24 protein-coding genes are annotated in these 23,115 nt (G+C 37.3%); 4 read left to right on the top strand and 20 right to left on the bottom strand.

All coding sequences use genetic code 11. The features are described from left to right. Positions 1-7 precede the first annotated feature (7 nt). The 5 genes from ACH6EI_RS09990 to ACH6EI_RS09970 all read right to left on the bottom strand — a co-directional run bounded on the left by ACH6EI_RS09990 (position 8) and on the right by ACH6EI_RS09970 (position 4,049). Entirely contained in the window at positions 8-145 is a 138-nt protein-coding gene (locus ACH6EI_RS09990) for a hypothetical protein (RefSeq protein WP_328575310.1), read from the bottom strand. 390 nt (positions 146-535) lie between these two features. Continuing rightward, the gene (locus tag ACH6EI_RS09985; RefSeq protein WP_397377213.1) at positions 536-1,312 is read right to left on the bottom strand and encodes a hypothetical protein; all 777 of its coding nucleotides are present in this window, start codon (positions 1,310-1,312) and stop codon (positions 536-538) included. Positions 1,313-1,655: 343 nt separating this feature from the next. After that, positions 1,656-2,147: an HNH endonuclease gene (locus ACH6EI_RS09980; RefSeq protein ID WP_328575312.1), complete on the bottom strand. Its 492-nt coding sequence runs from the start codon at positions 2,145-2,147 to the stop codon at positions 1,656-1,658. A gap of 586 nt (positions 2,148-2,733) precedes the next feature. Continuing rightward, positions 2,734-3,267, bottom strand: a complete 534-nt coding sequence (locus tag ACH6EI_RS09975) for a hypothetical protein (protein WP_397377211.1) — start codon at positions 3,265-3,267, stop codon at positions 2,734-2,736. A gap of 86 nt (positions 3,268-3,353) precedes the next feature. Beyond that, positions 3,354-4,049, bottom strand: coding sequence for a hypothetical protein (locus tag ACH6EI_RS09970; RefSeq protein ID WP_397377209.1), 696 nt, complete (start codon positions 4,047-4,049; stop codon positions 3,354-3,356). A gap of 790 nt (positions 4,050-4,839) precedes the next feature. Here ACH6EI_RS09970 and ACH6EI_RS09965 point away from each other — a divergent pair. Continuing rightward, a complete protein-coding gene (locus tag ACH6EI_RS09965; protein WP_098658269.1) occupies positions 4,840-5,964 on the top strand; it encodes a site-specific integrase in 1,125 nt (374 codons plus the stop codon). Between the two features lie 60 nt (positions 5,965-6,024). Here the strand turns inward: ACH6EI_RS09965 and ACH6EI_RS09960 are convergent, their stop codons facing one another. From ACH6EI_RS09960 to ACH6EI_RS09930, 7 genes are all read right to left on the bottom strand, one after another. Then, complete coding sequence (locus ACH6EI_RS09960; protein ID WP_028412899.1) at positions 6,025-7,257, bottom strand: aminopeptidase; 1,233 nt, start codon at positions 7,255-7,257, stop codon at positions 6,025-6,027. Positions 7,258-7,400: 143 nt separating this feature from the next. Then, complete coding sequence (locus ACH6EI_RS09955; protein WP_028412898.1) at positions 7,401-8,195, bottom strand: IclR family transcriptional regulator; 795 nt, start codon at positions 8,193-8,195, stop codon at positions 7,401-7,403. Between the two features lie 52 nt (positions 8,196-8,247). Beyond that, positions 8,248-9,024 carry a fumarylacetoacetate hydrolase family protein gene (locus ACH6EI_RS09950; protein WP_098999480.1) on the bottom strand — a complete coding sequence of 259 codons (777 nt, stop codon included), beginning with the start codon at positions 9,022-9,024 and terminating at the stop codon, positions 8,248-8,250. A 107-nt stretch (positions 9,025-9,131) separates the two neighbouring features. After that, positions 9,132-11,309 (bottom strand): malate synthase G, encoded by a 2,178-nt coding sequence (locus ACH6EI_RS09945; RefSeq protein ID WP_098999479.1) that lies wholly within the window; start codon positions 11,307-11,309, stop codon positions 9,132-9,134. Between the two features lie 171 nt (positions 11,310-11,480). After that, on the bottom strand, positions 11,481-12,932 hold the full coding sequence (locus tag ACH6EI_RS09940) for an FAD-linked oxidase C-terminal domain-containing protein (RefSeq protein ID WP_098999478.1): 1,452 nt from the start codon (positions 12,930-12,932) through the stop codon (positions 11,481-11,483). Beyond that, positions 12,916-14,277, bottom strand: coding sequence for a (Fe-S)-binding protein (locus tag ACH6EI_RS09935; RefSeq protein WP_397377205.1), 1,362 nt, complete (start codon positions 14,275-14,277; stop codon positions 12,916-12,918). Before ACH6EI_RS09935 ends, ACH6EI_RS09940 begins: the two co-directional genes overlap by 17 nt. Then, complete coding sequence (locus ACH6EI_RS09930; RefSeq protein ID WP_098999477.1) at positions 14,278-15,603, bottom strand: FAD-binding oxidoreductase; 1,326 nt, start codon at positions 15,601-15,603, stop codon at positions 14,278-14,280. It lies immediately after the preceding gene. Positions 15,604-15,985: 382 nt separating this feature from the next. Here ACH6EI_RS09930 and ACH6EI_RS09925 point away from each other — a divergent pair, with 382 nt between their 5' ends. After that, on the top strand, positions 15,986-17,686 hold the full coding sequence (locus ACH6EI_RS09925; protein WP_099331106.1) for an L-lactate permease: 1,701 nt from the start codon (positions 15,986-15,988) through the stop codon (positions 17,684-17,686). 57 nt (positions 17,687-17,743) lie between these two features. Here the strand turns inward: ACH6EI_RS09925 and ACH6EI_RS09920 are convergent, their stop codons facing one another. Then, complete coding sequence (locus ACH6EI_RS09920) at positions 17,744-18,016, bottom strand: hypothetical protein (RefSeq protein ID WP_223260190.1); 273 nt, start codon at positions 18,014-18,016, stop codon at positions 17,744-17,746. Positions 18,017-18,151: 135 nt separating this feature from the next. Continuing rightward, positions 18,152-18,799 (bottom strand): VC0807 family protein, encoded by a 648-nt coding sequence (locus tag ACH6EI_RS09915; protein ID WP_013057564.1) that lies wholly within the window; start codon positions 18,797-18,799, stop codon positions 18,152-18,154. Between the two features lie 251 nt (positions 18,800-19,050). Here ACH6EI_RS09915 and ACH6EI_RS09910 point away from each other — a divergent pair, with 251 nt between their 5' ends. Both ACH6EI_RS09910 and ACH6EI_RS09905 read left to right on the top strand, forming a co-directional pair. Beyond that, positions 19,051-19,197, top strand: coding sequence for a YuzK family famiily protein (locus ACH6EI_RS09910; protein WP_014459567.1), 147 nt, complete (start codon positions 19,051-19,053; stop codon positions 19,195-19,197). Positions 19,198-19,305: 108 nt separating this feature from the next. After that, positions 19,306-20,109 carry a lipid II flippase Amj family protein gene (locus tag ACH6EI_RS09905; protein ID WP_098999476.1) on the top strand — a complete coding sequence of 268 codons (804 nt, stop codon included), beginning with the start codon at positions 19,306-19,308 and terminating at the stop codon, positions 20,107-20,109. A gap of 27 nt (positions 20,110-20,136) precedes the next feature. On the opposite strand, the gene ACH6EI_RS09900 is transcribed toward ACH6EI_RS09905, so the two are convergent. Genes ACH6EI_RS09900 through sigY form a run of 6 tightly spaced genes read right to left on the bottom strand, consistent with a single transcriptional unit; the run spans position 20,137 to position 23,078 of the window. Next, on the bottom strand, positions 20,137-20,913 hold the full coding sequence (locus tag ACH6EI_RS09900) for an ABC transporter permease (protein ID WP_098999475.1): 777 nt from the start codon (positions 20,911-20,913) through the stop codon (positions 20,137-20,139). Next, positions 20,910-21,800 carry an ABC transporter ATP-binding protein gene (locus ACH6EI_RS09895; protein WP_098999474.1) on the bottom strand — a complete coding sequence of 297 codons (891 nt, stop codon included), beginning with the start codon at positions 21,798-21,800 and terminating at the stop codon, positions 20,910-20,912. Before ACH6EI_RS09895 ends, ACH6EI_RS09900 begins: the two co-directional genes overlap by 4 nt. A gap of 12 nt (positions 21,801-21,812) precedes the next feature. After that, on the bottom strand, positions 21,813-22,004 hold the full coding sequence (locus ACH6EI_RS09890; RefSeq protein WP_013057569.1) for a PLD nuclease N-terminal domain-containing protein: 192 nt from the start codon (positions 22,002-22,004) through the stop codon (positions 21,813-21,815). Further along, a complete protein-coding gene (locus tag ACH6EI_RS09885) occupies positions 22,001-22,204 on the bottom strand; it encodes a transcriptional regulator (protein WP_098625794.1) in 204 nt (67 codons plus the stop codon). The genes ACH6EI_RS09890 and ACH6EI_RS09885 overlap by 4 nt, the downstream gene beginning before the upstream one ends. Next, positions 22,204-22,524 carry a YxlC family protein gene (locus tag ACH6EI_RS09880; RefSeq protein ID WP_028412884.1) on the bottom strand — a complete coding sequence of 107 codons (321 nt, stop codon included), beginning with the start codon at positions 22,522-22,524 and terminating at the stop codon, positions 22,204-22,206. The genes ACH6EI_RS09885 and ACH6EI_RS09880 overlap by 1 nt, the downstream gene beginning before the upstream one ends. Next, positions 22,521-23,078 carry an RNA polymerase sigma factor SigY gene (gene sigY, locus ACH6EI_RS09875; RefSeq protein WP_232217030.1) on the bottom strand — a complete coding sequence of 186 codons (558 nt, stop codon included), beginning with the start codon at positions 23,076-23,078 and terminating at the stop codon, positions 22,521-22,523. The genes ACH6EI_RS09880 and sigY overlap by 4 nt, the downstream gene beginning before the upstream one ends. Positions 23,079-23,115: the final 37 nt, after the last annotated feature.

Raw genomic sequence — 23,115 nt, 5'->3', positions numbered from 1 at the left:
AAAATCTTTAAGACTTTTGAAATAGTAAATAATAAAGTCTCACTTCACTTTCGTTTAGCTCTAACTCATAACCTTTTGTTTTTTCATTATCTTTTCCTTTTGAATTACTATTTTGTATATTTTTATAAACAAAAGCTTGTAACACACCGAGTAAACCCCCGTAGTTTTTATAAAAATAAGGAGAAATATTTTAAAAAATAATCTTTTTGTATTCTATACTTACATCATTTTGAAGAATACAATACAAGACGGATTTTATTAGTCACAACTAAGGGTTTGATTTCTCACCATCCCTACTTTTCAATCTTTTTTATTGAAGTATCTTCCAAGCGAGATTTTTAAATGATAAAAGCACATGAGTTTTTATCATTTGTCACTTTAAGACAGTTAACTAATCACCTTGATAGAAAGAGTAATACTTTCTACATACCAACAGGAAAATCATACCACATATGTATGGAACAAGCATTATCTTTTAAATCTGATTTATATTTATATAAAATAAAAAAAGAGAACCTCTATTATGAGATTCTCTTTACTCTTCTGATACTCCAATCCCTCCACCTTTGAACTTATCCTTTTCTAGTTTGTAATGGTACTGGGCGAATGGTATAGCCCACTTAGCAGTATGTTCTTTGTGAATCCACCTTGTGCAGTAGTTCTTTGTAGTAGAATTATTAATATGAAAGTGTACAAAATATAAGATTTCTTCTTTAACTAATACTTTAAGGTATTCTACAACAGAATTTCTATTTATTCCTGTATTCTTTCTAATTGTATCAATAGCTATAAATGATATCGGTACATTTTTATTTGTACCTGTGTTATCGTAAAACATGTTACTAATTATATTGAGATAGGCAGCGAATATCTTGGGCTTATAATCACTCTTCATACTAATAATTTTTTGAATATCTTTGTAAAATACCTTAGCAAAACCACATTCTTCATCTTTTCCTGTGGGTTTAATAAAGTAGTTATTGGCTGGCTTTAAGTCGTTAGCCATACTTTGCATTTCTCTATCTTCATAAATCTCAATATGTCCCATTTCTTGTAGACTAAGTAGGGATTTTTTTGTTCTTGCCTTTGTTTTACTCTGTTCTGTACTCATGCCAATAAATCTCATGATATGGTTAATACCAGTATAAGCCACGCCTTCAAAGTTATTTGCCAATGATTTAATAATTGTTAAATGATAAACGTCTAGTTCACAATTTTCGCCTAATTTTTTTGTTTCAGTTAATGACTTGGAAATTTTAATAAATGATTCTAGTCTTTCTTGTTGTGTTGTTGATATTTTTTCATTTTTCATCTTTCTTATTCCTTTCAATTTAAATTCTTTATTTTATTAAATAAGCTTGTTTGAGAGGGATACAGTCGGCTTTGCCGACTCTCGCCCATACATTTGTATCTATTATATTGTCTTCTATCTAGTAATCTTCTATCTATTCCCTTTCTGGAATGCACAAAAAGTCTTGACAGATACTAGCGTATCTAGGGGTGAAGGGTCACCCACTTTTTGGGTCTAGTTTAGGAGATGGTTACCTGATTTTTAGGTGTACTTTTTTACCCTGTCTTTAAACTACACCTATTTTTTAGTTACTTAGTGTTTTAAGCTCGAAGATATTATATGAAGTTTAGAATATACTTATAATTTACTTAAGATGAACTTGAACTTCGGTAAACTGTTTCCCATTAATTGTTACTGGCACTTTCTTGAATAGCTGTTGTACAATTGCTTGTGCGTATTCTTTAATTAGCATATTTCCTAGTATTTTCTTTGGTACTTTCTCAATGAAGTCTATTATCATTCGCTTACCTTTTTTGATGTTACAACTAGAACATAGAACCCACGCATTTTCTTGCACACTAGCTGTATTCGGCTTACAAATAATCTGTGGCATTAAATGGTCTACTTGTAATTCTTCTTTATTACTGTTTTCACATATTTGACAGCAATATCCATACTGCATAAATGCTTTTTCTTTTTGTTTCTGAGTAAAGTTACCACCATTTCTATTCCGCTTCTTTTTTCTCTCTGATGAACACTTCTTACAGTAAGGCTCTAATCCATCCTTTCTAGATTTATTTTTATGAAACTCTGTTGCTGATTTAAACTCTTTGCAGTTGCTACATCTCTTTTGCACTGCTTTTTCACCCTTTCTTTAATTTGATGAACGTAACAATATAATCTTTGTTATCTAATTCTCATTATACATATTGAGGTTTTTGCTAGTTTTAACAGCAAAAACCTATCCAATCTCGCTTTTTTCGCGAAATCTATGTCAATACTTTTTGTTTATTTGTAATTTAATTGTAATAAAAAATCCAAATAAAACCAAAAAGAGCACTTTGTAAAAAGTACTCTTTCAACTTATGTTCTATATAATCTAATAGGCAGCTTTATAATTATTGATGCATTAATTTGCTTTATCGGATGATGTTTCGAAAAGAGTAACATTAATTCTAGTAATTAAAGCCTTTTATGATTGTAAAAATAATTAAATATACATCTCGTATCGGATTTTTGAGAAGAAGTGATGTGTAGTTTAAGCAACTATAGCCTTCTCGGAACTGTAGTAATGCAAAAAAATTGTAAATCCTCCCCTTCACCTTGTATCTTAATTTCTACTAAAAAAAATTTTATTACGTTTAAGCTGTTTGGATGTACTTATATTATTAGTTCAATTGAAGTGTAAGATTTCATCTAGTTGATAATTTACAATAGGTATTCTAAAAATTTATAGAAAAGAAAGTTTTAGCTCTATTACTAAAATGCTCATCTTTTAATTTTTCTATGATGAAATTCCCTAATTCGTTATCTTTTAATTCTGAATACTCTATTTCTTCTACTCCTATGAAGTTTAAAAAAATTTCAGGTAATAACCTATATTTGAAACGAATTAGGTCGCCTAACGTGATTGGTTGATTCTCATTGAAAAGTAATTCAAGTTCTTCCATTTCCTCAATATCAAATTCCCTAAACATTTCCTCAAGTTCATAACGCCATATCATTATTTCTTCCATAGCCTTTATCCTAGCTAAATAGCGTGTTCTATCACCTCTATACATATTATCTGAAAAGCAGGTCTGACAGTAACAAACTGTAAAATAAGCTTTAAGTAAGTTTATAAACCTTTCACTGTCTAAGTTCTCATTGTGAAGGTTTTCTTGTGTATTATTTAGACTATATCTAATTATTTCTTCTAAACCATTGAATGTTTTCCCCGTATATCTAGTAATTTGTTTACCTATATCATCAATCATTCTTAAAATTTCCTCAGACAGTATCATTTTAAATCTCAGCTCTTTTCACTTGAATATTTTACAAATATAGAACTTTTTAAATATTGTTAGTTCTCATCCCTTTTTTGTACGTTTAGTTCTTCACTTATCTTCACAATAGTGTCTTTATATACTCTTATCTTTTTTTCTTTTAGTTGATAGGTTCTAAAATCAGATTCTATTTCAATAATATCGGCTAACGAAATTGTATTGTTCAAATTTATTTGTGCTTCGTGAAACGTAGCGGAGGGGGTATTATGTACTTTTCTATATTCATCTAAAACTGATTGCTGCATGAAATAATCTTTATACGTTTCTAGTGCCTGATAGTACTTACGATTAACTTTAGAAATTGGGGTGGATAAGATAAATTCTTCTCCATAACATACCTTGTGAGCAACATTACGTGTTCGGGTTATTAGTTGAGTTCGAACCTGCAACTTTTCAAGGACTTTATATACGCCCTTTGACAAATATCTACGTTTTTTGTTCCTCCTTCTTTTTTTAACCTTATTATTATTTTTCCACTCTTTTTTCAGTTGAGCTTTTACTCCATTAGAATCCAAAAGTATAGTACCTTTCTTTAAATTGTAATACTTGAGAAAAGCAAGCAGTTCAGATAATGCCATGGCTTCAGCAACGTTGTTATCACGTTCATGTACGACTATCCTTCTCCTTATTTCACTTTTATCCTCGAAAACAATAAAGAAACCTAACGAAGTTTCTTCATCCCTTACTGAGGCATCTGAGTATGCAATAAACATAGTTTGAAATCACCTCCTAATTAAACTGCATCCCGCTTTATTCAACATGATATTACTTTATAAATGATATTTCAATAGTTTTTAGAAAAATACAAAAAATAAATAAATGCTTTAATATCAATACTTTTGTTTAAGAAAAACACTAAAAATCGTTAAACAAAATTATTGCAATATATTTGTTATCTCACAAAAGCTTTATATATATTAGGTACTCAAAGCTGTTTTATATCCTATATATGTCGGGATAATATGGGAAAACCTCTAATTTCAATAGTTTAAGAATGATACAGAAGGAGACTCTTAATATGTTATCTGTTCAATTTATAAAAATTATAGCCTTAATTTAAACATTACCAAGATAATGAACTTGTAACTATGTTTTTCCTGATTATAGAATTATATGGTGAACAAACTTTTTAAAACTAAAGGTAATAAAAGCAATATTTTATTAATCAACTATCGTTTCGGAACGATTGTGACGTGTATCTATACCTACTATAGGTTATGCTTGCAGAAAGAAGCCTGTAATATGTGGAAAATCCCCCCCTCTTGCTTACTTTTTACTTTAAAACCAAGGAGAGCATTCATATTGGACTCTCCTTCATCGTTGCTTATCCTACAGAGAATTAGCTTCGTATCAATATTCAAAACTTTCTCAGGTCAGGATAAAACATTAGCTAAATAGGATTCATTGAACCTTTACGTATTTTCTTTAATCCCTATATGTTAAAATTACCTAAGGAAGCCTTTAACTACTAATAGCTTAAGAGCAATACAGGAGGCTCTTAAGATGCAAGGAAGTATAAAAAAAGATAAAACAACAGGTAAATATTATTTCATAGTAGATATTGGTAGAGACGAACTAACAGGTAAACGAAGACAAAAGAAGAAACGTGGTTTTACAACGAAGAAAGAAGCGGAAAAAGCTTTAGCAGTTGTACTAAATGAGTTAAACTTAGGTACTTTTATAGAACCACAGCTTATTGATTTAGACAGTTTTATAAAGGAATGGTTTGTAGAAAGACAGACACAGTTAGCTAAAAGTACACTAAAGAACCATCAGTGCTTATATAGAAATCACCTTAAACCTAAGTTAGGTCATTATAAGCTACAAGATTTAAATCCAATCGTTCTTCAAAAGTTCACTAACAGTTTGGTAGCAGATTCTTCTCTTAGTCACAATTCTATTCGGAAGCTTTTATTTTTAATGAATCAGCTTATGAAGAAGGCACATGGTTTAAAGCTCATCTCTGAGAATCCATTAATGCATGTGAATATACCAAGAGAAGTAAAGTCTGAAATGAGCATTTGGGACTTGAAGCAGGTAAATTACTACATTGCTAATGCTAAACAAAATAGATATTATACAATTGTTCTTATGGCTCTGCTTACTGGGATGCGAAAAGGAGAAATCCTAGGTCTACGATGGCGAGATATTGATTTTGAAAAACAAGTTATCTACATTAGACAAATCTATGACGGGTATGCAAAAGAACTTAAGGTAGGGGCTAAAACAGCGTCTGGTGTACGTTCTATTCATATTCCTGATATGCTCGTTAATCAATTGAAAAAAGAGCGTAAGAAAGTATTATCTAACAAACTTAAACAAGGTACGGCTTATAACGATTATGACTTAGTAAACTGTACAAAGTTCGGTAATCCTTTAGATTCATCTACTTTATCAAAGAGATTTAAGAATCATGCTAAAAAACTTGGACTACCTGTGATACGATTTCATGATTTACGTCACACGCATGTAACCATGTTGATTCAGCAAAATGTGAATGTGAAAGTTATCTCTGAACGTGTTGGACACTCTTCCATTCAAATCACACTAAATCAATACAGCCACGTCTTGCCGAGTATGCAACAAGAAGTGGCTGATAAATTAAATACTTTATTCGTTAATATGTGACCAGCTTGTGACCAATTAAAAGGTTAAGGTAGTTAGAACCCTGTTACATCAAGGTTTAATTCAAAACGCCCAGTTCCCTTTTCTAAACACAGGCTCGTTTGTACCGTCAGCTTTGATGCCATCGATATCCATTTCAGCTGAGCCAATCATGAAGTCAACGTGGGTGATGCTGTCGTTTGCTCCGTTTTGTGATAGCTCTTCTTTAGACATCGTTTTTCCGCCTTCTAAACAGAAGGAATACGAGCTGCCGATGGCTAAATGGTTGGATGCATTTTCGTCAAACAGCGTGTTATAGAAAATGATGTTTGACTGAGAGATTGGCGATTGATGCGGTACTAAGGCTACTTCTCCTAAGTATTTGGCACCTTCATCTGTTTCAATTAGGTGCTTTAACGTTTCTTCGCCTTCTTCTGCTTTTACATCCACAATTTTTCCGTTTTCAAATGTTAGCGTGAAGTTTTCAATTAAGTTTCCTGCGTAGCTAAGCGGTTTTGTGCTTGTTACTTGACCATTTACGCCGTCTTTTTTTGGAAGTGTAAATACTTCTTCTGTTGGCATATTGGCCATGAACGAGTTACCCTCTTCATTAACACTGCCTGCGCCCACCCAAATATGTTTGTCAGGAAGTTCAATTGTTAAATCTGTTCCTGGCGCTTTATAGTGAAGCTTAGAAAATCTCTTTTCATTTAAAATGTCTACTTTTGTATGTAATGAAGCATTATGCTCTTCCCATGCGGCCACTGGATCTTCTTGGTCTACGCGCACAGATTTAAAAATAGCTTCCCATAGTTTTTCTTGCTGCCGTTCTTCTGGAACGTCAGGAAATACTTTAGCTGCCCAGTCTTTCGAAGGAACAGCTACGATGGACCAGCTAATTTTATCAGATTGGATCGCTTCACGGAATTTTTTCATTGCTTTTCCGCTTACTTTTTGGAACGCAGCAATACGTTTGCCGTCTACTCCTTTTAGTAAGTCAGGACCGCTTGAAATTACAGATAAAACAGCGCCTCCGTTTTTCACAAGCTCTTCTCTTGCCTGAGCTTTCCAAGCAGGAAATTCATTAAATACAGATTCATCCGCTTTTTCATATTTCAAACGAACTAAATGATCGTCATGCCAGTCTACATCAACAGACTTTGCTCCGGCTTCGTACGCTTTTTTCGCAATCTCACGAACAAAATCAGCGGAAGAAATATCAGCATTAATGTTTAATACTTGCCCTTTTTGAATGTTTACACCGACTTTTACAGCTAGCTCGGCGTACTTTTCAATATTGCGCTCAAACTGTTCCATAATTTATCTCCTTTACGTATATATTCTAACAACTTTATTGTATCATGAATAAAACATCAATTAAAAATCCTAGCCTATAGTTTACATAATATAATTACGTTATTTTACAGATTATTATATAGAAAAAGTTTGTTCTCTAAGAATCATAACAAACTTTTGTCTTTCACAGATTCTGTTTTGTAGCCGAGCCGCTCCGAAATGTTCTTGCCTATATCAACCATGCGTTCTTGAAGGTACGTTAATCGCTCATTGGTCATACGCATCGTAGCACCGGAAATGCTGACTGCAGCAACGACTTGACCAAGGTGATCAAAAATAGGGGCTGCGATGCAAGTAATTCCGTATTCATTTTCTTCTAAATCCAGCGCATATCCCTTTTGCTTCACTTCTGAAAGTTCCCGGAGAAAGCTTTCTTCATCTGTAATGGTGTGATCGGTATGAGCTGGTAAGCCTTTTCTTTCAAGAATGCTTGTTACCGTGTTAAGCGGTAAAAAAGCTAGGATAGCTTTACCGACAGACGTACAGTGCATAGGCGCTCTTTTCCCCACTTTTGAGTGCATGCGCAGCGTCTGATTTCCTTCTAGCTTTTCAATATACACTACTTCACCTTGATCGTAGACAACAAGATGAATAACTTCATTTGTCTCACTTTCAAGTTCTTGCAAAAACGGCTTTGCTTCCGTTCGTAGATCAATAGAATCTAAAAGCTTTGAACTTACTTCTAAAAACTTATACCCAAGCTTGTACCGCCCGGTTTCTTGATCTTGTTCAATATAGCCATACTGAGCAAGAGTAGTTAGAATACGGTATACGGAGCTTTTATTAATGTCCATTTGCTTTGCAATTTCTGTGACTCCTACCCCTTCTCTTTCCATGCTGACAATTGTGACAATATCCAATGCCCGGCTTACAGACTTCACCATATTTTCTCGCTCCATTTTTCCTCTCTCCTCTATGTGTCGTTTTACTGCCGGGCATTTTTTATCACTTTTATACGTTTACACGTTCTTTCTCTGCAACAAACGGATTTTGGAGGGTCCCAATTTCTCGGATGGTGCATTCAATAATATCGTTTGCGCTCACCAGCTCCGCGCCGACCGGACTTCCTGTTAAAACCACATCTCCCGGCTTAAGGGTCATAACAGTAGAAAGGTAAGCAATCATTTCTCCAACGGAAATAATCATTAAATCTGTTGAGCTGTTTTGTTTTTCAACGCCATTTAAAAACGCTTTTACATGAATGGACTTAAAATCAAGCTCTGTTTCGATTACGGGGCCAAGAGGCGTAAATGAATCAAAGGATTTTCCAATGGTCCAGTGCCCGTCTTCATGAAAATAATCCGGAGCCGTTACATCGTTTCCAATTGTATACCCAAATATATAATCCAGTACGTCTTCTTTCGCGATGTTCTTTGCTTCTTTTCCAATAACAACTGCAAGCTCAGATTCAAACTTAACGTGCTTAATAGCAGTTGGAATAACAATGTCTTCGTTTGGGCCAATCACAGAAGATGTGGGCTTAAAAAAGAAGACAGGAATAGAAGGCATTTCTTTTGGAAGCTCCGATTTTGCAGCTGCATAATTTGCGCCTATTCCAATAATTTGATTCGGCTCTAAAGGAGCCAAAAGCTTTACTTCATTTACTAAAAAAGTCTGTCCTGTATAGTTCCATTTCTCAAATATATTTCCTTCAATAACGCTGATCGTATCTTCTTTTAGTACACCTGTATGACGGCTATCTTGTACAGCGAACCTTACAAATTTCATGACATAGCTCCTTTTCCCATCTGCTTTGTTTTAATAAGGATCATAGGTAGTCAGGTTCTTAAGATGTAAGTACAGCCTGCCATTTCTATGCTGACAGGCCGTTTTTTTTACTGTTTTATAGCTGCTTTTGCCTTTGCTTCGATACGACGGCGGTGTAAAATGGGCTCCGTATAGCCGTTTGGCTGATCATAGCCTTGAAATACTAAATCGCAGGCTGCCTGAAAAGCAATGGATGCGCTGTAGTTCGATGACATTGGCTGATACAGAGGATCATTTTCATTTTGTTGATCCACTACTTTTGCCATTCGCTTTAGCGTTTCCGTTACTTGTTCTTTTGTACAAATCCCATGATGAAGCCAGTTGGCTACGTGCTGACTGGAAATACGAAGCGTTGCCCGGTCTTCCATTAGCCCTACATTATTAATATCCGGTACTTTTGAGCACCCTACTCCTTGGTCGACCCATCTTACTACATAGCCGAGTATTCCTTGAGCGTTGTTGTCTAGCTCCTGCTGGATTTCATCTTTGCTCCAATTTGGTTTTTCGGCCACAGGAATTTGCAAAATGTCATCTTGTAAATCAGTGGACTTAGTAAGCAATTCGTTTTGAACATCTCTTACATCAATTTGATGATAGTGAAGAGCATGAAGCGTTGCTGCGGTTGGTGAAGGCACCCATGCCGTATTCGCTCCTGCTTTTAAATGCCCCACTTTTTGCTTCAGCATTTCGGCCATCATATCCGGCATTGCCCACATTCCTTTTCCGATTTGAGCGCGGCCTTGGAACCCGCTTGCTAACCCTACATTTACATTAGACTGCTCGTAGCCTTGAAGCCATTTAGACGCCTTCATATCATTTTTACGAATAACAGCTCCTGCTTCCATAGAAGTGTGAATTTCGTCACCTGTTCGATCCAAAAATCCAGTATTAATAAACGCCACTCGGTCTTTTACTTCTTTGATGCACGCTTTTAAATTAAGCGTTGTGCGGCGCTCTTCGTCCATTACGCCAATTTTAATCGTATGACGCTCAAGCCCTAGCATATCTTCAATTGAATTAAATAACGTGTTGGCAAAAGCCACTTCTTTGGAGCCGTGCATTTTCGGTTTAACGATATAGATAGAGCTCTTTTTAGAATTTTGATACGTACCGTTTTTAAGCAAGGTGTGTTTGGCAATTAAACTAGTAATCACGCTGTCTAAAATACCTTCATAGATTTCGTTGCCATTTCGATCTAAAACAGCGCTGTTTGTCATTAAATGCCCAACGTTTCGAACAAACATAAGCGAACGGCCAGACAGTGAAATCTTTTCCTTGTGGGGAGAAATATAGGTACGGTCTGGATTTAAACGCCTTGTCATGTTTTGACTTCCTTTTTTAAAAGTAGACGTCAAATCACCTTTCATTAATCCCAGCCAGTTGCGGTAAACGTCTACTTTGTCTTCTGCGTCTACTGCCGCTACTGAATCTTCACAGTCCATAATCGTCGTAAGAGCTGCTTCCATTAAAATATCTTTTACACCCGCATCGTCTGTTTTACCAATCGAATCCGTACGATCAATTTGAACTTCAAAATGCAGGCCGTTGTTTTTGAATAAAAGAGCATCAGGGCTTTCTTCTTCCCCTTGATACCCTACAAATTTATCTTCTTCCTGTAACTCTGTTAAACTGCCATCGTTTAATTGAGCAACAAGCTTTCCATTTTCAAGACTGTACTGAACCACTTCTGCATGAGAAGACTGAACGAGCGGAATAACTTCATCAAGAAAATTCTTTGCAAACGCAATAACTTTTTCTCCTCGAATTGGATTATAAGAACTCGTGCGCGAAGCTCCATTTTCTTCACTGATTGCATCAGTGCCGTAAAGTGCATCATAGAGACTACCCCAGCGTGCATTAGCAGCGTTAATAGCATACCGAGCGTTATTCACTGGTACCACAAGCTGTGGTCCCGCTTGATAGGCAATTTCGCTGTCTACTCCTTCTGTACCAATAAGAAAATCTTCTGCCTTGTCTTCTAAATAGCCAATTCTCGTTAAAAACGATTTGTATTCGTTAAAGTCACCGTCAGGATTTTCTTGATGCCATGCATTAATTTGAGCTTGAAGCTGATCACGCTTTTCTAACAAACGTTTATTTACGGGTGTTAACTCAGTTACTAACGCTTCAAAATCAGACCAAAATTTTTCTGTACTTAGGCCGCTGCCCGGGAGAGCTTCCTCATTAATAAATTGATAGAGAACTGGAGCTACTTTCAGATTTCCAACTTGTTTGTAGTTTGTCACCGTCTGTTTCCTCCTCTTACTTCTTTACATTTTTAAATTTGGACGCGCTTTCAATTCTTTTTGCCAAAATGGTTAAGACGAACATATGTGGTACTGTTTCTTATTACAAAACAGCGTTTTATTTTTGTTAAAAAAATCATATCATCGAGCGAATGTATTTTCAAGAATTTTCTAAAAATAACCCACTTTTTTCTTTTCTTTTTTGACTTCAGCGCAGCGGCTCGGACTTGGAAAAAGCTTTCCTGCATTTAATAGATTTTTAGGATTAAATACTTCTCGTATATTCGTTTGTGCTTGAATTTCATCTTCATTAAAAACAAATCGCATTTCTTCTTTTTTTTCAATGCCCACACCGTGTTCGCCGGTAATCGTTCCTCCTACTTCTGCACATACTTGCAAACATGCGCTTCCGGCGTCGAGTGCTTTTTCAGTTTCCCCCGGCTTTCTAGCATCAAATAATACAAGCGGATGCAAGTTCCCGTCTCCAGCGTGAAAAATATTGGCAATGCGAAGGCCAGATTCTTCGCTAATTTTGTTGATTCGCTTCAGCACTTGAGGCAGTTTACTTCTTGGAATAACGCCGTCTTGTACGAGGTAGTCAGGGGATATAGCTCCCATCGCTCCAAATCCTGTTTTGCGATTTGCCCACCACCTGGCGCGCTCTTCTTCACTTTCAGCTACTTTCACTTCCCGTACGTTTTGTTTTTTGCATACGTCTAAAATACGTAGGATTTGCTCTTCGATACCGGCTGAAATGCCGTCTACTTCAATTAATAAAAGAGCTTCAATATCTCTAGGGTGTCCGACTGGAAACGCAGCAGCTTCCACTCCTTCAATGGCGGTTTTATCCATCATTTCAAGCGCAGCGGGCACAATGCCGGCTGATATAATGTCGGATACCGCTTGACTGCCGTCTTCTACGCGGTCGAAATAGGCAAGTACCGTTTGTTTGGCTTCGGGGTTTTTCAAAATGCGCACCGTAATTTTTGTAACGATTCCTAACGTCCCTTCTGATCCTGTTAAAAGTCCTAATAAATCATATCCCGGTTCATCCGGAATACCTTGCTTGCCAAGTTCAATCACATCTCCATTTGGAAGCACCACCTCTAGCCCTAAAATATGGTTGGTAGTTACACCATATTTTAGACAGTGTGCCCCTCCAGCGTTTTCCGCTACATTTCCACCAATGGTGCAGCAATACTGACTCGAAGGATCGGGTGCATAATAATATCCTTTTTCAGAGATTGAATTAGTTAACTTAAGATTAATAAATCCGGGCTCTACAACAACACGTCTGTTTTCATAGTCGACGCTAAGCAGCCGCTTCATTTTTACTAAACTAATAATCACTTCGTTATTAAGCGGAATCGCTCCTCCGCTCAGTCCTGTGCCTGCTCCTCTTGCAAGAAAAGGCAAGTCATGTTCATTGCAGTATTTAACAATGCTAGAAACTTCTTTCGTATTTTTAGGAAATAACACCGCTTTAGGCAAGTGTCTGTGAATAGTAAACCCATCGCAGTCGTACGCAAGTAAATCTTCTTTGTGATACAAAATAGAATGAGCATCTACTAGTTGAGAAAGATTTTTCACGTGAAGATCTTTTATTCTATTTTTCTTCAACACGATGCGCTTCCTCCTCTTCTTTTTGATAGGCCCACTCCAAAAGCTGTACCGTGTGAACAATTTGCTGACTTCGTCCATATTTTTTCACTCCTACTGCCATCTGCAGCATACATCCTGGGTTTCCCATTGAAATCATTTCTACGTCAGGGGGCACATTTTCCATTTTACTTTGAAGCACGGCTCCCGCCATGTCAGGGGTTGTTAAATTATAAATTCCTGCGCTTCCACAGCATCTGTCTGCGTTAGCCATATGAACCATTTCAACTCCCGGAATAGAAAGCAAAATATCTCTTGGCTCTTCTCTAACTCCTTGACCATGAGCTAAATGACAAGCGTCGTGATACGTAATGCGCGTATGCAGCTTCGCCTGCGGAGGGCGATATCCCGTATCGTGAAGGTATTTTGAAATATCCTGGACTTTTTTAGCAAAGACTTCGGCTTTTTCAAGCCACTCTTGCTCTTCTTCTCTAAATAGTTCAGGATACTCTTTTAACATGCAGCCGCATCCCGCAGCGTTTACAATAATGGTATCGGCATGCTGAAACGCCTCTATATTTTTTTTGGCAAGCTGCCTTCCCATGTCTCGGTCTCCTGTATGAACGTGCAAAGCACCACAGCACGTCTGAGAATGAGGAATAACAACGTCATTTCCGTTTCTTCTTAATACATTAAGAGTCGCTTCGTTAATATCACTGAACATGACGTCCATAATGCAGCCCGTTAAAAAAGCAACTTCGGCTTTTCTTTCGGCTTTTGCTTTTAGAACGCGTTCTTTTTTATATTTTTTTCGAACAGAACGGGTAATTTTAGGCATTACATGTTCCATTTCTGCTAGATGTGTTGGCATCATATTTAACATGCCTGTTGTGCGAACCATTTTTTGCATCCCGCTTTTTTGATACAACTTTAATAGACTTCCTGCAGCTTCTAAGCGATGGGAATGAGGAAAAAGTTCCTTTAGAAAAAACTTGCTGATCATTCCTTTCCATCCCGTCAAAGGCATCGCCTGACGAATTTGGCCGCGAGCTTCTTCAATGAGTCCGCCAACGTCTACATTTGCAGGACAAGCAGTTGTACAGGCACGGCAGTCCAAACAAGCAAATACAGGATCTGTAAACTGTTCATTCACGCTTATCTTTCCTTCTGCTACCGATTTGATAAGGTGCACGCGTCCTCTTGGTGAATGCTGTTCTTGCCCCGTTATTTCGTAAGTAGGACAAGACTCCAAGCACATTCCGCAGTGTACACAATCCGCCCATTTTTTTTCGTCTGGCGCGTCTTTCCACAAATAATTGCTAACGCTTTGACATGGAGCATCTTTGATATCCGCTTTCGCTGAATTCACTTAGATTCCTCCTATAAATCGTTTATAGTTAAGCACATTTTTAGCGTCCACCTTTGCTTTAATTCCTGCTAGTAACGGAAAATGAGAAGGTTTTTCTCCCCACACATTTACTTTTTGACGCAGTATAAAAGGCAAATGTTTAACGACCACATATCCTCCGTACGTTTTAGCCGTTTCAGTAAATGAAGTGATAACGGAAAGAATGGCTTGTTCTGAGCCCTTTATGTAGACTGAGCAAAGACCGTGTCCAACTCCTCCATGTGCTTTTACCAGCATGGGAAGGGATGTTTTTAAAGCAGTACTTTTGTTTATCACGTCAAGTACATTCATATTTGGTACACCGACTTTTAAAGTGGCTTCCGTTTCCTCTTCGGAAGAACAGCATGCACCATTTGGACTAATGTTACTAAAAAATCCCCAAAATACCTCGGCTTCTTTTTCATGAAGCACTTTTAAAATCGTATCAGACGGCTGAATGCTTTTGATGTAATTCTCTTGATAATGAACGGAACTTTCCACATCTTCAAAGCTGATTACAAGCGTAAACAGATGCTGCCCTATTACATCTTCAGCTAGAGAAGGATTTAATAATTCCAAGGAAACGGGCTCTATCATGGAGTCTAAGACTTTGCTAACAAACGCATGAATTTCTTCGATATTGCCTGTTGAAAAAGAAAGAAAAAGAACGCTTTGATACTTGGGCAGCGGACGCAGCTTTAACGTTATTTCGGATATAACGCCGAGCGTTCCCATTGAACCAATAAACAGCTTATTCATATCATAGCCAGCCACGTTCTTGACGACTTTTCCCCCTGAACGAACAATGGTTCCATCTGAATATACGACTCTCATACCGATTACTGCATCTCGAGCTGATCCATAAGACAAGCGCTTTGGGCCACTTTCATTCGCTGCAATAACTCCGCCGATTGTAGCGTAGTCTCCTAGAGCTGGATCAAGTGAAACTTGCTGATTGTACGTTTTTAAATACGTTTGCAGCTCTCCAAACGGCGTACCAGCTTTTACAGTAACCGTCATATCGCCTACTGTATGTTCAACAATTCCGCTGTATTCAGTCAGCGAAAGCAAAAGATCTGCTGTGTCTATAAGCCCGCCAAAGCCTTTTTTGGTACCGTTCCCTTCAATGACGACTTTTTTTCCGTGTTCCGCCGCATACCTTAAAACGGCTGCTATTTCTTGTTCTGAAGTTGGCTTAACATGCACGGACCCGTTATTTCCAAGGAAGTGATTCATATGCTGTTCTTCAAGTGTGGAAGGATGAGATAAAATGGATTTTAAATGACCTGGAAGTTCTAACGTACTCAATAAATTGACTCCTCTCGTTTTGTAATAGCAAACAACGTTTCACTAATAACATACAGAAGTGCCATGTATAATACGACTGAAAGTAGTAGATTAATAAGAAGAATAATTAGTAGAATAGATGAAAAGATATATTTTAAGCGCTTACAATCATTTAATCACCTATTCTTGGGATTTTCAACCAGTATTTTCTTCTTATCAACAAAAAAATGTCCGTTCTTTAGAAAAAAAGTTTCTTTTAGTACTTGCCTATCACGAAAGTATTAGAATATAATGTAAGCGAATTCATTTTTACATAAGTCATCAGATGACCTTATCATCGTAGTTTTAATGGTTTCGTTTTACTAAATTCGTAGTTCACTAATTTGAAAATGAGGTGTTAGTTATGACATGGACACAGCAGTTCACTCCTGTAGGAAACAGCGTCATTTGGTCTTCATTAATCGCTTTGATTCCTATTCTTTACTTCTTTTGGGCTCTGGCTATTAAACGAATGAAAGGTTATATGGCTGGGATTACAACCTTACTGGTCGCACTTGCCGTTGCGATGCTTGCCTATAAAATGCCGGCTAGCATGGCTTTTATGTCAGCTAGTCAAGGAGCTGTATACGGTATACTGCCGATTGGATGGATTATCATTACATCCGTTTTTCTTTACAAACTAACTGTAAAAACCGGTCAGTTTGATATTATTCGTACCTCTGTCGTATCTATTACAGAAGATCGCAGACTTCAAGCTTTGTTGGTTGCTTTTTCGTTTGGGGCTTTTCTTGAAGGTGCTGCTGGTTTTGGTGCACCTGTTGCGATTTCAGCAGCTTTGCTGGTAGGCCTAGGTTTTAATCCGCTGTATGCCGCGGGCTTATGTTTATTAGCAAATACAGCACCCGTTGCTTTTGGTGCAATCGGTATTCCTATCACGGCTATGGAGGGTCCTACTGGAGTAGCGGCAATGGAAATCTCTAAAATGGTAGGCCGCCAGCTTCCTTTTATTTCTGTATTTATTCCGCTATATTTGGTTTTTGTAATGGCTGGATTTAAGAAAACAGTAGAAGTACTCCCTGCTATTTTAGTATCCGGCGTCTCTTTTGCTCTTACACAGTTTGTCAGCTCTAACTTTTTAGGACCTGAACTTCCCGATATTTTATCGGCACTCGTTTCACTTTTTGCGCTCGCTATTTTCTTAAAATTCTGGAAACCGAAAACAACGTTTCGCTTTCAATCTGAAAAAGCAGCACATGAAGTAGCTTCCGCTTCGGCTGAGCCAAGAGAAACTCAAGGTCAGCCCGCATTCACGGGGGCTCAAATTGCAAAGGCGTGGTCACCTTTTTTAATTTTAACGATCTTTATTTCCATATGGGGAATTCCTCAAATTAAAACCGCTCTGACGGGACATTATGAAGGAACTAACGCTTTTTTGAGCGCTATCAATTCCGTCGGACATTATTTAACGTTTATGCCAGAAGTACCTTGGTTAAATAATTTAATTTTAAATGGAAATGGAGAACCAATTGCGGCAGTGTATAAGTTAGAATTACTAGGCGCTGCGGGCACAGCTATCCTGTTGTCTGCTGTTGTCACAAAATTTATCGTCAACATCTCTTGGAAAGAATGGTTTATTACGTTTAACGAGACGTGCAAAGAATTAGCGTTGCCGCTGCTTACCATTATGTCCGTTGTAGCATTTGCTTACGTGACAAATGCTTCTGGAATGAGTACAACCTTAGGACTGCTGCTAGCTAAAACAGGCGCGTTATTTCCCTTTTTCTCTCCTGTACTCGGCTGGCTTGGTGTTTTTATTACAGGATCAGATACATCAGCCAACTTATTGTTCGGCAACTTGCAAAAAATCACGGCTACGTCTATTGGAATGGATCCGCTTCTTGCGCTTGCAGCAAACTCTTCTGGTGGAGTAACCGGTAAAATGATTTCACCGCAGTCCATCGCTGTTGCCTGTGCTGCGGTTGGGTTGGCTGGAAAAGAGTCCGATTTGCTTCGTTTTACGGTGAAGCACAGCTTATTTTTACTGCTGATTGTCTGCGTATTAACATTTTTACAATCTAGTGTATTATCGTGGATGATTCCTTAATCAAAAAAGCTTCCGCAGCTAGAGGTGAACCTCTGCACGGAAGCATTTTTCTTTTAGTTAAGATCGATTGATGGCATATACAACAAATAAAACTATATCTAGCAAAATCATGACAACACCGACAAGTAGCCAGATGTTTCCTTGAGTCTTTTTCTCTCCTTCTTGCATTTCAAACGCTCGAATAGCAAATACAATTCCAAGCGTAAACACAAGGAAAAAAAGCTGACGGTAATCAAAAAACGACAGTACGACAAAAATTAAGGTAAAAAACACCATAATCATTTCTAAAATTCGATAAGGCTGCTTTTGACATGCTAATAATAGTTTCATTTCTTGACCTACTTTCATCCCGTTTCTAATAGCGTTATTTTACTATTAATTTTAAATGAGATGTTAGTGTTTCGGGCACTGTTCACTGTTTTGTAACAAAAAAAGCGTACGTTAGCTAAACGCACGCTTCTCCTTTTATTCATTTACATTTGGATTCATTGGATTATCCATCCCTGTTTTATCTTGAATTTTTTTATAGATAAAATACGTGTAGACGGCAATTAAAATGGAGAATGCCCACGTAACGGCTTGACGGAATACAATCATGTTCCCGTACCCTTCTACTCCGTACTTTTGAATCAATACGTATTTTACAATTGCTAAAAATACATAGCGACCTGCGAACAGTACTGTAAGCCAGTTCATCATCTTGAATAAATCAGGCTGGTGGAAGAGCTTAAGAGAATCTTCTCGCTTATAGCCCATTAAGTACGCCGTATCTACAAAAAAGTACAAACCAATTGGCTTTTTTATCACAATGGTAAAAAGGACAACTACAGCCAGTCCAATCATAAAGTATACTTGATTGTTTAACATCGTCGCTGCGTTTCCTGAAATTAAATCAATAATGGTACGTGCCAGCAGCGTAATGACAATAAACAATCCTGTTACGTTAAACTGGCGATCTTTAATAAATGTATAAATGGTATACACAAACGCTGGTGCTGTTGAAAGCAAAATGGCATAGTAATCACCAATAATATCTTTTCCCTGATTCCATATTAGGTAAGGAATAGCGATATAAAAAAGTAAATCAAACCATACTCGTTTTGTATTGTTCATATATAACTCCTTTAAAAACGTTGTTCCTGCTATTATATGGGATACTACGCAAGAAAAAAAGGCTTTTACCTGGAATGTTATGAAATTTTAATCATTTATGTTTAGATCCAAAGCGACAGGGAAAACGATTTCTAGAAAGACTTCAAGAATTATAAACATCGAAACACTTGAGCAGCAATACATGTGCCACAAGTGAAAAATGCTGAAAGGATTGATTCATTATCGCACTTCACCTAACGTACACGTCAGAAATGGAAAAGGCCATGCAGCTTTCTCACGGCGTGGGGTATGCTGAATATAGCCGTAAACTAGACAAACGTCTACAGGTGGAAAAAGAACGGGAAAAAGATTATCAGGCTAGCAAAGATATACTTCGTGATATTAACCAGCATCGATAATAAAAAGCCGCTTGCTACTCTTGGTAGCAAGCGGCTTTTTATTTACAAATGAACCAAAATTATACATAATAAGGAAGTGCGTGTATCAAAGAAAGGAACTTACTTATTATGATGGAAAAATTACTGATTATTTGTGTATTTGTAGGAATTATTCACATGATTGAAACACTAGCCTACTCTGTGAGACTCGCGGGCTTGAAAACTGGAAAACTAGTCGTGGCCCTATCTCTTTTTAATATTATTGTCATTGTTTCAAGAACAGCTAATATGGTGCAAGCTCCGCTGACCGGCAAATTAGGAGATGCGGTCCAGTCTAAAGAAGATTTGTCCCTTCTACTTCATCAGCTTCAAACTATCTTGGTCGCGGCCTCTATTGGGACAATCGCAGGTGCTCTTTTAATTCCTAGCTTTGTATCAATCTTCTCTCGCATGATTTCACACTTAGAAGTAGCAGGATCTGTACCCAAAATGATGAAAAACATTACTTCCATACATACGCTGGAAAAAGCAAAAAAACACGTGAAGCGTCCTAGGTGGATTATGCTGTCTCAGCTGCGAATAGGCGGAGTGCCCAAGCGATTGCTTCTTTTAAATTTAATGGCTACGACCATTTATACAGTAGGTGTTCTTTCCACTCTTTATGCTTCTACGCTCGAGCCTACTCTTTCTAAATCGATTCTGATGTCTTCTGGTCTTATTAACGGACTAGCGATGATTACCCTTGCAGTGTTTGTAGATCCGCAAGTAGCCATTCTAACTGAAAAGGTAATGAAAGGTGAATCGACTAAGCAATCTATGAATAAAATGGTTGGTACACTCGTCATCTCTCGTTTATGCGGGACAGTATGTGCCCAGATTCTCTTAGTCCCCGCTGCTCTTTATATCGCGTGGATTTGCAAATTAATTCCCTAGAAAAAAGACTTCGTTTCAGAAGTCTTTTTATACATATTCTACTTTTTTGTATCTATAAACAGCAGCAATTAAAAGAAGAAAACAGCTCACTAATGTAACAACTACGGTATAGGTGACACTTTGTGACCAGTGCAATTTTTCAAGTATACGACCGGCGTATTGTGACAGCGCTGCAGGACTCCACTTTAATTGATTCGTAAACAAATTACTTAAAAATGAAAGTGACGCAATAATCAAAATGCTTACTCCAGCAATGCCTCCGCTTTGTAAAAGAAAGGTTCCAGCTGCCACTAGCACGGACAAGATAAAAATCAGCCACAGGCTGTATAAAAGAAAGCTAACTATCATATGAGTCCAATCCACATGTGAAAATAAAAGATTTGTATAATACCACGCTGCTATATAGCTTATAAACGTTGAGCCAATAACCAGTACGATTTGCGCAGCCCATTTACTCATAATGTATTGAATGACGCTCACCGGTCTCATCATAACAAGTACAGCCGCATGATTTTGTCGTTCATTTGAAATCATATTCATGCTTGCTAGTACAATCAGTAAGATTCCTATTGTGCTGTATTGTGAAAGGACACCTTGCAATACTTCTTGACCGGTGGGCGTAGGAAGTTGAATAATGGCTCCTTTTGGTAAGTTTCCTGCGATGTCAATGATTTGTGGCATATAATAATTCGTTAAAGGCTGTGTGATGCCTAGCAAAATCAGAGAAATTGGCAGCCAAATTCCTTTGCCGTTCGCAAATAATTCATGCAGTTCCTTTTTAAATAAGACTCCAAATGTGTTCATTTGTTCATCACCTCTAGATACACATCTTCGAGAGAATGCTGTTTTCGTTCAAATAAAACAAGATTTGCTTGTTGATCAACAAGCAGTTGAAGCAGTTGCTGCTGCTGAGATGTATCTTTTACACTTACAGTGGCTTTATAAGGAGAATGAAACAGCACCTGTTCAATTGGTAGACTGCTAAATGATGCAGGGAGCCTTTCTTCTGTTTCAATCGTAAAACCAGGATCCGCAAACTCTTGGCGCAGCGAACTCTTTGTTCCATTCCATTTCATGCGTCCGTTTTTAATCATAATCATGTTATCGCATATTTGTTCTGCATCATGCAAAATGTGAGTTGAAAAAAGGATGGTCGTATCTTTTTTTAATGTTTCGATAATGAGTAGGACATCTTTTCTGCCTTCAGGATCCAAAGCCGAAACGGGTTCATCTAAAATTAGCAGTTCAGGTTTATGTAACAAGGCTTGTGCTAAGCCCAAACGTTGTTTCATTCCTCCAGAAAAGCCTGCAATTTTCTGCTTTTCCTTTCCTTTTAAACCTACCGTTTCAAGTACTTCATCTATTCGTTGAGAAAGCACATTTTTTGAAATGTTAGATAAAAGGCCTAAAAAAGTTAAATACTGCTGAGGCGTCATCCAATTAAAAAACGTAGGATGCTGCGGCAGAAAGCCAATAAATGATCGTACGTCTTGATGCTGTTTATCTTCAAAAGAAATTTTCCCTTTATTAGGTGCAGTAAGACCTGCAATCATATGCAAAGTAGTCGTCTTACCTGCACCATTAGGGCCTAACAATGCTGCACATTTTCCTTTATCGAGATTAAATGAAAGGTTATCTACAACGGTTATATTACGGTACGTTTTTGTCAGTCCTTCTACTTGCATAAACATCTTCGCTCCACCTCACTGTTTTTTACGTCCTAAAACAAAATATAAAACGGGACCGACTGTACTTACACATAAAATGATGAGTCCCCATAACCATTTTGGTCCGTTTGTCTCTTCTTGCTTTATGCAGCTTATTAACGCTGGAATCATTAAAAGCAATTGTAAGAATAGAATTGGAGCAATTAACAACCAGTTAATGTCCTTCATTTACATCCCCCTTTTTTTCGTGCTGGAAGCCAAATAATAAAAAACCAATAAAAAAGCGTTGGCATTGGAATTTGAATCAGTCCCCATATTCCCCAAAACCATGGATGGGCGCCGCGTTTTTTTGCATTGATAAAAAGTAGAAAGCTTTGAAGAAGGAGAAATGGTGAAATAAACAGCACAATAATCCATTTTTCATTCATTATAAAAACATCTCCTTTTTTCGTTTATAGTGAAAAACGATAAAAGAAAGAGGCGCAACAATGATGCCAATTACCTCAATGGCGATAAATAAGGCAGGTATTTGTAAAATAGCCGTTGCCATTACCGTTAAAATAACAAGTGCTGTTAATGTAAATAAGCATAACTCTTTCCGGAAAGCTTTTTTCTGCTTTTGTTTTTGAATGAGAAGCTGTTCTTGAATTGTATGAAGAGAAATACGTTCATGACTTGCTAAACTCTCTAGCTGCTCCCAATCTTTTTTTAAAGAATGTAAGGACTGATTGTCATTTTCTTCCCTCATTCTTTCCACTCCTTTCTCAGTATATTTACTCCTTTATTTACTCTTGATTTGACCGTTCCTGCTCGCATATTCAGCATATGGGCAATCTCATCGTATGTATATCCGTAATAATGTCGAAGCAAGACAGGAATTCGAAAGCGTGAATCGAGTTCATTAAAATCGGAAAACATCTCGCTCCACTCCACTCCTTTGTATTTAGCTTTCCACTGAAGCTGATGCGATAAAGCCTGCTTTATTCGCTGAAGACTGCTTTTTTCACGTTTTTGCTTACGCAAATAATCCATGTACAGTCTTGAAGCAATGGATATCATCCAAGTCGAAAACTTTGCTTCATTTTTGTATGAAGAAAGATTCACGTAACACTTCATCATTGCTTCCTGACACAATTCACTGCATAAGTCCTCATCTAATGTCAGCTTTAAAAGGTATTTATATAAAAATGAATGATAGCGCTGAAATAATAATGAAAAGGCATCATCATCACCTTGTAATGCTTTTTGGACAAGGATGAAATCATCTTGTTCCAAAGCGGTCACCCCTCCTTTTTGTTTCATCACCTATATGACGCTTGAGCGATTGAAATCGTTCATT

The sequence above is a fragment of the Priestia sp. JSM ZJ58 genome (genome assembly GCF_044383985.1).
Classification (GTDB): Bacteria; Bacillota; Bacilli; order Bacillales; family Bacillaceae_H; genus Priestia; species Priestia zanthoxyli.
The sequence above is the reverse complement of the archived record's forward strand: the minus strand, read 5'-3'. Positions and strand labels throughout refer to the sequence as shown.